Raw genomic sequence first — 11,039 nt, 5'->3', positions numbered from 1 at the left:
CAAGGCATTCAAGGTAACACCGGTGCTACTGGACCTCAAGGTGTTCAAGGCAACACTGGCGCTACTGGACCTCAAGGTGTTCAAGGTAACACTGGCGCTACTGGACCTCAAGGTAATACGGGACCAACTGGTGCTACTGGCATTGGCGTTACAGGTCCAACTGGCCCTACTGGAACTAGCTTCCCTGTAGCGACAATTGTTGTAACAAACAACATTCAGCAAACAGTAATCCAATTTAATAACTTTATTTTTAGTACCGCAATTAACGTAAACAATATTATCTTCAACGGCACAGATACAGTTACTGTTATCAACGCTGGTATTTATGTAATTAGCGTATCCATCTCTACAACTGCACCAGGATGTGCTCCACTTGGAGTAGGGATTTCAATAAATGGAGCAGTAGCAACTGACAACTTCTCTTCAAATCTAATAGGCGACTCACTTTCATTCACTACAATCAAAACATTAGCTGCTGGCGCAAACATTTCTGTCAAATCGACCCTTAGCGAAATTACAATTCCTGAAACAGGCAACACTAACATCCGACTTACTGTATTTAGAATCGCTTAAATTTCATTATTTATGACAAATAAAAAAAGAGCGAGAAAACTCGCTCTTTTTTGTTATGTACAATAATTCATTACTACTCTAATTCAATTGAAACATTTTTCTGTGGTACAAATGTAGAAATTGCATGTTTATAAATAAGCTGTTGCTTACCTTCTGTTTCCAGTAGGACTGTAAAATTATCAAATCCTTTGATTAATCCACGAAGCTGGAAACCATTTAATAAGTACAGCGTAACAAACGTATTCTCTTTACGGAGTTGATTTAAAAACTGATCTTGAATATTGATTGATTGCTTCATGTCGAATCCTCCTCTTTTTCTCTACTTACTATTATTCGACTTTAGTTGTAACTTTCCTTCTATGTATCGTAAAATTTCTGACGTTTTTTCACCATCTGTAACATCAAACCATGTGACATCCATCTTATTACGGAACCACGTTAATTGACGTTTGGCATAACGGCGTGAATTCGTCTTTAATTGTGATACCGCTTCTTCTAAAGAGACACGATTCTCAAAATAATCGTATATCTCCTTATAACCAATCGCTTGAATAGATTGACAATCTCTTATCCCTCTATTATACAGCCCTTCTACTTCCTCTAATAAACCGTGTTCCATCATTAAATCAACTCGTAAGTTAATGCGATCGTATAGCATTTCTCGATCCATTGTCAAGCCAATTAATGAAACATCGTATAATAACTCATTTTCTTGTTTTTCAAGTTGATCACTCATTTTTTCACCCGTCGTATGGAAAATTTCTAACGCACGAATGACACGGCGCACATTATTTGCATGAATGCGCTCAGCGCTTTCTGGATCTACTTCTTGTAATTTTTTATGTACATATTCCACACCATGCTCTAAAGCTAGCTTTTCCATTTGCTCTCGGTATACAATATCACCAGCATCATCAGTAAACTGATAATCGAATAAAACAGATTGTATATAAAGACCCGTTCCGCCAACAATAATCGGTAATTTACCACGCTCTGTAATCTCTCGAATATGCTTACGAACACGTTCTTGAAATTCTGCTACAGAAAATGAATCTTCCGGATTTTTTATATCGACCATATAATGTGGAATTCCGTCCATCTCTTCTTTTGTCACCTTTGCAGTTCCAATGTCCATCGTGCGATAAATCTGCATGGAATCTCCACTTATAATTTCACCATTCAACGCTTTAGCAAGGTCAATACTTAACTTCGTCTTCCCAACAGCAGTTGGCCCAATGATGACAGCAACTTTTTCACGTTGCATTTCTCCCATATCATTCAACTCTCTTTATGTAATATACTCCATCTATTGATTATATCCAATCTTAACAATTTTAACGGTACGATTGCAAGTTCTTTCATATCGGTACATGAAATTTCACATTAAAAAAAGAACATAGTTTGTCCAATTCTGCATATACATGATAAAAAAATAGCTTTGAGAGGATGAGTTGACTATGGAACAATCCACCATCAATTTTTCATCTTTAACAAAAGACCTCATTTTAGCCACTGCTACAAAAGAACACAATTGTTCACAAGAGGAATTATACTTCGCTCTAAATTGTTTGCTACGTTCTTTTCATTCTACACTCCAAGAAACAACGTTACACCCACAAAATAAAAATACAGAGTATATGCAAACTCAATTTTGCAGTGCATATAAAATTATTACAGGTAAAACTATTTATCCCTTTCAATAATCCATAAAAGGCGGTTGCTTTCATATTTTCAAGCAACCGCCTTTTATGTTAATACGTATACACTACTCTATAACTTTCACTTTTACAGATTTACGTCCCCAGCTATTAGCACTACCATCTGAACCTACTAATACATCAATACGATTTCCTTTAATCGCACCACCAGTATCTCCAGCAATTGCTTCTCCATATCCTTCTACCCATACTTTTGATCCAAGTGGAATCACCTTCGGATCAACAGCAATTACTTTCATGTTTGGGTTTGCTGTTAAATCATGCCCCATTGCAGTTCGTACACGACCACCATATGAACCATTCTCACTTGGATCTGCTGTATACGCTGTCGCTTCTACAGTTATTTCACGACCACCGGGAGGCGCACTAGTTTCAGTAGATTTCGCAACTGGTTGCGCAACCGGCTTTGCTTTTGCTACAGGTTTACTCGATTCTACACTCTTAACAGATTCTACACTCTTAACTGCTGTATTATTTTTAACCGACGTAGTTACTCTAGCCGGTGCTTCTTCTTGAGCTACGACTACTTTCTTTTCAATCACAGGTGCCGTTCCTGTTAAAAATGGCACGTGAACATATCCCACTTTTCCATTGTAGTCGAATTGTAACCATTCATTTTGAACTTGATTTGTCGTTTCAATCACATCATCTTTATTAAGTTTGCCAAGAACTTCAGAGTCAGTATTCGCTCCAGCACGAACATTTAATACGCTCGCCGTTACATAATATGTACTTTTTGTAAATTCAGCACTTACAAACGCTTCTTTACCGTCTAAGTTAATTTTCGACCATCCGTTTTCTGTATTTATAACATCTAATTTATTTCCACTTAACATTTTACCTACAAGCTTTGATTCTACATTTGGGTTTTCTCTAACATTTAATACATCTGTTGTTACAATCGTTTCTGCTTTCGCAGAACCTACAAAAATCCCAAGACCAAAAACTGCCGCTGTTGCTATACCTAATAATTTTTTCATGAATAGCCTCCATTTGCTTTGTTTTCGTATTTTCATTATAGCAACAGATTTTTTAGTTTTTTAGAAATCACACAATTACAAAGCATTCGTAATATACGATTAATGAGTTGTAACATAAATTTCCATATTATTGGAGTGCATTTCCAATAGAATCTCCAATAGTTTTCATATTTTTTCCACATACAAGCACTAGATTTTTTTCCAAAAAAAATTACAGTATTACTTTTTTGTTACAAAACATTCACATTTCATTACATCTTTTACCAAAAATCATCACTCTCCAATTATTAACCTACTTTTTTGTAATAAAAAAGAGCAGCTAATAGCAGCTGCTCCTTTTTCATTTGTTATTTAACTTTCTTTTTCCAAATTCCCATCATCAGAGCCGAAACAACCGTCCCTACTAATATAGAGAAAATATATAGCAACGGTTTATTTACTAACGCTATAACAAATAGTCCACCATGTGGTGCCGGTAATGTAATTTGGAATAACATAGATAACGCACCTGCAATACTTGAACCAACAACACAACTTACAATTACTCGAACTGGATCTGCAGCTGCAAATGGAATCGCGCCTTCTGTAATAAACGACGCTCCCATAATATAGTTTGTTAAACCAGATTTACGTTCCGCTTCAGTAAACTTCGATTTAAAGAATGTAGTTGCGAATGCAATCGCAAGTGGTGGTACCATACCACCAGCCATAACAGCAGAGTGCACTCCAAAATTCTTCGCTTCTATTGCAGCAATACCAAATGTAAATGCAGCTTTATTAATGGGACCACCCATATCAATTGCCATCATACCACCTAAAATAAGGCCTAATAATATAGCATTCGTACCATTCAAACCATTTAACCATCCTGTTAACATTTCATTTAATGCTACTACAGGCGGGTTTACTACTTTTTGCATAACGACTCCTGTAATCAACAATCCAAAGACTGGATATAGCAAAACAGGTTTAATTCCTTCTAACTGTACTGGTAATCCTGAAAATAATCTTTTCAATCCTAAAACAACATATCCAGCTAAAAATCCAGCAACTAATCCACCTAAAAATCCAGCGTTCGCATCTGCTGCTAAAAATCCACCGACAACACCAGGCATAAAACCAGGACGATCTGCAATAGAACTTGCAATAAATCCAGCTAAAATTGGTACAAGGAATAAAAACGCACCTGTTTTTCCTCCTCCAATAGACATTAACAATTCAGCCAAAGGTCCTTCTGCCTTAATTCCACCGAACATAAATGCTAGCGCGATTAAAATCCCTCCACCAACAACGAATGGAAGCATATTACTTACACCGCTCATTAAATGTTTATAAATTCCTAATCCTTTTTCTTTCTCTATACTTTCTGCCTTCCCATCCTCTTTTACCCCTTTAAAGATTGGTGTATCTTGTTTTACAGCACGATTAAGAAGGATTTCCGTTTTTCTAATCCCATCAGCGACTGGCACTTGAATGACATGTTTTCCAGCAAAACGGTTCATTTCTACTTGTTTATCTGCCGCAACAATAATCGCTGTTGCACGCTCAATATCCTCTTTCGTTAAACCGTTCTTTACACCCGTCGATCCGTTCGTTTCAACTTTAATCGTAATCCCCAGCTCTGCTGCTTTTGCTTTTAAACTATCAGCAGCCATATATGTGTGAGCGATACCAGTCGGACAAGCTGTAACAGCTAACACGTATGGTTCATTGCCTTCTGGTTTTGCAACTTCAATTTCTTCTTCTTTTTCATTCTCTTTTTCATCAAATAAACGAAGAAGTTCCTCTTCATCCCTCGCTTCTAATAATTGCTTGCGAAACCCTCCATCCATTAATATTGTAGAGAGACGTGACAACGTTTCTAAATGAGTATTATTTGCCCCTTCACTCGCAGCAATCATAAAGAATAAATGTGCAGGCTGTCCGTCAAGCGATTCGTAATTGATACCGCTTACACTTCTACCAAAGCAAATCGCTGGTTGCTTAACAGCATTTGTCTTCGCATGAGGTATAGCAATACCTTCACCTATTCCAGTTGTACTTTGTGACTCCCGCTTTAAAATAGCTTCTTTAAATTCCACTTTACTATTTAAACGATTTGCTCCGTTTAATTTCTCAACTAATTCATCTATGACAGCTTCTTTATTCGAAGCTGTCAAATCCATAATGACCGTATCCCTTTTTAGTAGTTCTGTAATTTTCATATGTTGCTTCCCCCTATCGCTTAGCTACAATTACTTGCGACAATAATTCTTCTACTTTTTCCTTTTCACATAAATCAGCTGAAAATGCTGTTGCACTCCCCGTTGCAACGCCATATTGAAATGCCTTTTCAATATCTTTTGTCTGTTCATATTTACCTACAAATCCTGCAACGAGTGAATCTCCAGCTCCAACCGAATTAATTACAACACCTTTCGGAACAGTTGCTTCATATATACCTTCTGCCGTAAATAATAAAGCTCCATCTCCGGCCATTGATACGATAACGTGCTCTACACCTTGTTCGATTAATTTTCTTCCATACGGTAAAATATCTTCTACTGTTGAAAGCTCTACTCCGAACAACTCACCAAGTTCATGATGATTCGGCTTTATTAAAAATGGTTTATTTTTAATTACATGCTGCAATGCACTTCCACTCGCATCCACTACTACACGAATACCTTTTTTAGCTCCGAACGCTGCGATTGATTCATAAAAAGTAGTTGGGATAGACGCCGGTACACTTCCAGCTAGTACAACACAATCTCCCTGCTTCATACTTTCGATTTGTTTCATTAATAGTTCAAATTGCTCATTTGTCACACTAGGACCTTGCCCATTTAATTCTGTTTCTTCTTGCCCTTTTATTTTCACATTAATTCGAGAATCTCCGTCTACTTGGACGAAGTTTGTTATCACGCCTTCATCATGTAATACATCTTTAATAAATTGACCGGTAAATCCACCCGTAAATCCGAGCGATACATTTTCAATACCTAAACGATGAAGAACGCGAGAAACATTAATCCCTTTTCCCCCAGGAAATTTCATATCTTTCTCCGCTCGATTTACTGTTCCTAAATCGAAAGAATTAACTTGTACTACGTAATCAATAGATGGGTTTAAAGTAACTGTATAGATCATTGTTTATCAGCCTCAATTACATTGGTTTGTCTTTTATATTTTTCTAAATCAATTTCTAAATGGTTTGTAATAATGCTTGCCTCTTCAACATTTGCAATTTTCGCAAACGCAACTTCCGAAAACTTACTTTCATCAATTAAGATGTATCCTTCGTTCGCTAATGATAATGCCATTTGTTTCAAAAGCGCCTCTTCTGGATCTGGTGTTGTATATCCTAACTGTTCATGTACACCATTCGCTCCTAAAAAACATTTATCAAAGCGATATTTCTGCATACTTTCTTGCGCCATAGCACCAATTAAAGCTTTCGTCCTACTCTTCATCATCCCGCCTAGTAAATAGGCCCGAATATTATTTTCAACTAAAGCTTCAATATGCATAAGACCATTCGTAACGACAGTAACATCTTTATTTATTAAAAACGGAATCATTTCAAATGTTGTACTTCCTGCATCTAAATAAATACAATCACCTTGTTCAACAATGGTAGCCGCACACTTGGCAATTTGTTGTTTTATTTGAATGTTTTTGGATGATTTCTCAATCATCGTTGGCTCCTGTCCTTTTCCTGTTAAAACAGAGGCACCACCATGGACTCTTTTTAATAACCTTTGTTTTTCCAGTTGTGCTAAATCACGACGAATTGTTGATTCAGAGCTGTCTGTTCTTTCAACTAATTGCTGTAATTTAACGACTTTCTGTTCTTTTACAAGTTGCAATATCATTTGATGACGTTCAGGAGTTAACATTTTATTCACCTCTTCTTTGATTACAGTATAATGAAAACGATCACAAAAATCAACCACAAACAATCAAAAGTAATCATTAACAGTCAAAAACAATTGTAAACAACAAAAAAGAAACCTATTTGATGCAATAATCAAATAGGTTTCTTCTTTCAATCCACTTATAGAGAAGCTTTATATATATTTAGAACATCATCTTTATTTAATATTTTAAAGTTACCAAATTCACCATAAGCCATTGCTTTATCCGCCATTAAGTCAATTTCATTTTCCCCAATACCGTAATCAGCCAATCTTACTGGTGCTTCAATTGAAGTCCAGAATTGACGCAGTGCCTCAATTCCTTCTAGCGCAATTTCTTTATCCGCTTTTCCTTCCGTTTCTATATTGAACACACGCACAGCAAATTGTTTAAAACGATTCACATTTTCATCTAGAACATGTTTCATCCAATTTGGGAATAAAATTGCTAAACCACCCCCATGCGGTATATCATGAACAGCGGAAACTGCATGCTCAATATTATGAGTTGCCCAGTCTCCTTTTACTCCCATTGCTAAAATCCCATTTAACGCCATCGTTCCGCAATATAAAATTGTTTCCCTATGCTCATAATTTTCTAGATCATTTAACAGCTTAGGAGCTGTTTCAATTACTGTTCTTAAAACAGACTCACAATAACGATCTTGTAGTTCTGTATTTGTTCCATGGTGGAAATATTGTTCTAATATGTGTGACATAATATCTACCATACCGTAAATTGTTTGATCTTTCGGTACAGATGCAGTATGAACTGGATCTAAAATCGAAAACTGAGGGAAAGTAACAGGGCTACCCCATCCGTATTTTTCATTCGTTTCCCAGTTTGTAATTACTGATCCTGCATTCATTTCAGAGCCCGTCGCGGCAAGAGTAAGCACAGTACCAAATGGTAACGCCTCACTAGCAAATGCTTTCTTCGTTACAATGTCCCATACATCTCCATCGTACTTACTACCAGCTGCAATTGCTTTCGTACAGTCGATTACACTTCCTCCACCAACCGCTAAAATAAATTCAACATCATTATCTTTACAAATTTGAATCCCTTTCTTTACAGTTGATACACGAGGATTCGGTTCAACACCTGTCAATTCAAATACTTCCGCATTTATATCTTTTAAAATAGAAATTACATTATCATAAATACCGTTTCTTTTAATACTTCCTCCCCCATATACGAGAAGAACTTTTTTACCAAACTGTGGAATTTCGGTTTTCAACTGTTCTAACTGTCCTTTACCGAAAATAAGTTTCGTTGGATTACGAAATACAAAATTTTGCATATACCTTTACCATCCCTTCCTTATGAAAAGCAACTATACTTTTATATACCATATTTTTTTCATATCACAAAAATATTTGCTTAACAAAAAAGTCCCAGCCTAAAGGCTGAGACATTTTATTGGTAATAAGGTGAGATCATTAAGTAAACAATAACACCAGATAAACTTACATATAACCAAATTGGCATCGTCCAACGTACGATTTTACGGTGACGCGTTAATTGATTTGTAAAACCAAATACAAGTGCGAACAATGCAAGTGGTACAATAATTGCCGCAAGGAAAATATGTGTAATTAAAATGAAGAAATACACATATTTAATGAATCCTTCTCCACCGAAATGCGTTGCTGGCGCCAAGTAATGATACGATAAATATGACACACAAAATAATAAAGTCGTTGTAAATGCTGCAAGAATAAAACCACGGTGCATTTTTACGTTCTTTTTAATAATAGAGAATAAAGCTGCTAATAAAAATACAAACGTAAAACTATTAAAAATTGCATTTAACATTGGTAAGATAGTTACATCAAAATGTAATTCTCCTTCATAGCCAACAGGTCCAAAGAACAAAAATAAAATAATCGCGTTTACAATTACAGAAAGCGTTATCACAATAGGAGCATAGCTTTTCTGATTTGTTGATTGATCCACCAAATTGGTCACTCCTCTTCTTTCAAATATGTATAATTAACCTCACTATTTTAACATATTATTCACGGTGTAAATGTGACAATAGTTTGACACAGTAAGACAGGGCAAAGAAAAAATCCTTCTTAACAATACTTCTTAAGAAGGATTTTATCGCTTTATTATTCAAATAGCAATGCGATTAGTTTTTGTTAAAAAACGTACTGCTATATGCTTGAAAAATTTCAGACACTTGATATCCCATTAATGTAATTGCTGTTAATGAAAAGAAACCAATCATAAGAAATCGAAACCACATATAAATCTCCTCCTTGTATTTAGCTTAAAAAACGTTCGCTATATTACAAGTTGAGTGGCACTCTTCATCATCACTTTCCTTTTTCTTTACGATCGCTGTTATAAAACGAATCATAAAGAAGATAACAAAAGGAATTTGTTCCTCATTTCTATTGGCATAGTTTAGCAACGGCTCACGTCGCAACTCGAACGGGGATGAGAAGGAATAGAACATACCTTGCTCTTCCACATATACGATTATAATTTTCATACAAAATACTATCCCAAGAAACGAAACAATATCTTGCCATTCTGTCGTATATAACAGGTTATACAGCTCTAATACGTACTCTTCCATCATCATCCCCCCTTCCTTTTTTACCATTCTGCTCTCCTTCATATAAAAAGTCAAGAAAAAAGTGTATTTCCACTATGACAATAGTAATTATTTATTTCTTTACTTATATATGAATCTTTTCTAGCAATGCTTGGATATAACTTCCTTTGAAAACAAGAAATTAGAATCGAACAAATTCTTCTTTTCAAACATGTTAAACGCCCTATTCTAATTACTATTTTGCTTCAATACAAAAACTGAAAGTTCCGGAACACTCCAAAATCTTACAGGTATTCGAGTCGTCCCAATACCGCGATTTACGTATAAATGTAACGGCTTACTCTTTCCTTCTAATTCATACATTCCTTCAACATACTTCTCAGCTAATTTTGTGGTAATTAAAGGACCTGCAAAGGGAATCTGAACTTGTCCTCCGTGACTATGTCCTGACATTTGAAAATCAACTGGATAACGAGCTACTTTGTCTACAACATCCGGCTCATGTACTAATAGCATATTGAAATCTTGTTGTTTTAAGTTTTTTAAAGTCAAGTCTATTTGTGGTTTCCCTAATAAGAAATCATCCAAACCTGATATTGTAATATACTTGCCATTTTCCACTTTAATTTTCTGCACTTCATTTACTAAAACCGAAAAACCAGCTTCCTCCATGTACTTTTTGTAAAACAAACTACCGCCCCCACCTCTATCATGATTCCCAAACACAGCATATTTCCCTAGGGGAGCATGAATTTTCTGCAAAATGCCTTTCGCTTCTTCTCTTTCCGCATTATAAGATCCAAACCTATCTATTAAATCTCCTGTAAAAACTACTATATCTGGATGTAACTCATTCATCTTCTCCACCAAATTTTCTAATTGTTTCAGTGTAAACTCTGGCCCTAAATGTACATCTGAGAATTGCAATATCTTTTTATTATTAAACTCTTTAGGAATCGTAGGAGCTTCTATTTCATTCAACGTGACCGATACCAATCTTCGTTCTATTTCTGTTGCATAGAAATACAAGCTTACTGGAATAATTAATATACTTATGAAACTAATAATAAATTTCTTTAAAATTGATTTTTTTGGATTTTTCTTTACATGATGCGTATTCACGTTTTCACCTCTTAATGTAGTTTAAAATCTTTTTGTTACATCGATGTGACAACATGAAAAAATGTTAAGCTATACTCGGTTTTATCCACGTATAAATTTGACAAATTTATACACATTCCATAACATAATTTTATAATACATAGATTTTTAAAATTTTTTCTTTTATTCGTTCCATCACAA

At 35.4% G+C, this 11,039-nt stretch carries 12 protein-coding genes; 2 read left to right on the top strand and 10 right to left on the bottom strand.

The window, feature by feature from the left end:
- Positions 1 to 573 (top strand): Gly-Xaa-Xaa repeat protein (locus COI75_RS14150; protein ID WP_098448392.1); only part of this gene is annotated, 573 nt, incomplete at its 5' end.
- A 73-nt stretch (positions 574 to 646) separates the two neighbouring features.
- Here the strand turns inward: COI75_RS14150 and hfq are convergent.
- Together hfq and miaA are read right to left on the bottom strand one after the other, a co-directional pair.
- Positions 647 to 871 (bottom strand): RNA chaperone Hfq, encoded by a 225-nt coding sequence (hfq, locus tag COI75_RS14145; protein WP_000813896.1) that lies wholly within the window; start codon positions 869 to 871, stop codon positions 647 to 649.
- A 21-nt stretch (positions 872 to 892) separates the two neighbouring features.
- The gene (gene miaA / locus COI75_RS14140; protein WP_000504366.1) at positions 893 to 1,846 is read right to left on the bottom strand and encodes a tRNA (adenosine(37)-N6)-dimethylallyltransferase MiaA; all 954 of its coding nucleotides are present in this window, start codon (positions 1,844 to 1,846) and stop codon (positions 893 to 895) included.
- 184 nt (positions 1,847 to 2,030) lie between these two features.
- Here miaA and COI75_RS14135 point away from each other — a divergent pair, with 184 nt between their 5' ends.
- Positions 2,031 to 2,276: a hypothetical protein gene (locus COI75_RS14135; RefSeq protein ID WP_000438216.1), complete on the top strand. Its 246-nt coding sequence runs from the start codon at positions 2,031 to 2,033 to the stop codon at positions 2,274 to 2,276.
- Between the two features lie 62 nt (positions 2,277 to 2,338).
- Here the strand turns inward: COI75_RS14135 and entD are convergent, their stop codons facing one another.
- The 8 genes from entD to COI75_RS14085 form a co-directional block, all read right to left on the bottom strand.
- Positions 2,339 to 3,271, bottom strand: a complete 933-nt coding sequence (gene entD / locus COI75_RS14130) for a cell wall-binding protein EntD (protein WP_000734639.1) — start codon at positions 3,269 to 3,271, stop codon at positions 2,339 to 2,341.
- A 347-nt stretch (positions 3,272 to 3,618) separates the two neighbouring features.
- Entirely contained in the window at positions 3,619 to 5,475 is a 1,857-nt protein-coding gene (locus COI75_RS14120; protein ID WP_000704613.1) for a PTS fructose transporter subunit IIABC, read from the bottom strand.
- A gap of 13 nt (positions 5,476 to 5,488) precedes the next feature.
- Positions 5,489 to 6,400: a 1-phosphofructokinase gene (pfkB, locus tag COI75_RS14115; RefSeq protein WP_000640838.1), complete on the bottom strand. Its 912-nt coding sequence runs from the start codon at positions 6,398 to 6,400 to the stop codon at positions 5,489 to 5,491.
- Complete coding sequence (locus tag COI75_RS14110; protein WP_000957271.1) at positions 6,397 to 7,149, bottom strand: DeoR/GlpR family DNA-binding transcription regulator; 753 nt, start codon at positions 7,147 to 7,149, stop codon at positions 6,397 to 6,399. The genes pfkB and COI75_RS14110 overlap by 4 nt, the downstream gene beginning before the upstream one ends.
- Positions 7,150 to 7,307: 158 nt before the next feature.
- Entirely contained in the window at positions 7,308 to 8,471 is a 1,164-nt protein-coding gene (locus COI75_RS14105) for an iron-containing alcohol dehydrogenase (RefSeq protein WP_001179077.1), read from the bottom strand.
- Positions 8,472 to 8,587: 116 nt separating this feature from the next.
- Positions 8,588 to 9,130: a DUF420 domain-containing protein gene (locus COI75_RS14100; protein ID WP_000228313.1), complete on the bottom strand. Its 543-nt coding sequence runs from the start codon at positions 9,128 to 9,130 to the stop codon at positions 8,588 to 8,590.
- A gap of 316 nt (positions 9,131 to 9,446) precedes the next feature.
- Complete coding sequence (locus COI75_RS14090) at positions 9,447 to 9,785, bottom strand: hypothetical protein (protein ID WP_000239218.1); 339 nt, start codon at positions 9,783 to 9,785, stop codon at positions 9,447 to 9,449.
- Between the two features lie 180 nt (positions 9,786 to 9,965).
- Entirely contained in the window at positions 9,966 to 10,859 is an 894-nt protein-coding gene (locus COI75_RS14085; protein WP_001091718.1) for a metallophosphoesterase, read from the bottom strand.
- Between the last annotated feature and the right edge of the window lie 180 nt (positions 10,860 to 11,039).

It is taken from the genome of Bacillus cereus (assembly GCF_002564555.1).
In the GTDB taxonomy this organism is placed as follows: Bacteria; Bacillota; Bacilli; order Bacillales; family Bacillaceae_G; genus Bacillus_A; species Bacillus_A cereus_K.
Note: the sequence above shows the minus strand (reverse complement) of the source record. Positions and strands in the feature narration are given on the sequence as shown.

Excerpts from the sequence above, each read along its gene's own strand:
- COI75_RS14135 (WP_000438216.1), top strand. The coding sequence starts at position 2,031 with ATGGAACAATCCACCATCAATTTTTCATCTTTAACAAAAGACCTCATT.
- COI75_RS14120 (WP_000704613.1), bottom strand. The coding sequence starts at position 5,475 with ATGAAAATTACAGAACTACTAAAAAGGGATACGGTCATTATGGATTTG.
- miaA (WP_000504366.1), bottom strand. The coding sequence starts at position 1,846 with ATGGGAGAAATGCAACGTGAAAAAGTTGCTGTCATCATTGGGCCAACT.
- hfq (WP_000813896.1), bottom strand. The coding sequence starts at position 871 with ATGAAGCAATCAATCAATATTCAAGATCAGTTTTTAAATCAACTCCGT.
- COI75_RS14110 (WP_000957271.1), bottom strand. The coding sequence starts at position 7,149 with ATGTTAACTCCTGAACGTCATCAAATGATATTGCAACTTGTAAAAGAA.
- pfkB (WP_000640838.1), bottom strand. The coding sequence starts at position 6,400 with ATGATCTATACAGTTACTTTAAACCCATCTATTGATTACGTAGTACAA.
- entD (WP_000734639.1), bottom strand. The coding sequence starts at position 3,271 with ATGAAAAAATTATTAGGTATAGCAACAGCGGCAGTTTTTGGTCTTGGG.
- COI75_RS14105 (WP_001179077.1), bottom strand. The coding sequence starts at position 8,471 with ATGCAAAATTTTGTATTTCGTAATCCAACGAAACTTATTTTCGGTAAA.
- COI75_RS14090 (WP_000239218.1), bottom strand. The coding sequence starts at position 9,785 with ATGGTAAAAAAGGAAGGGGGGATGATGATGGAAGAGTACGTATTAGAG.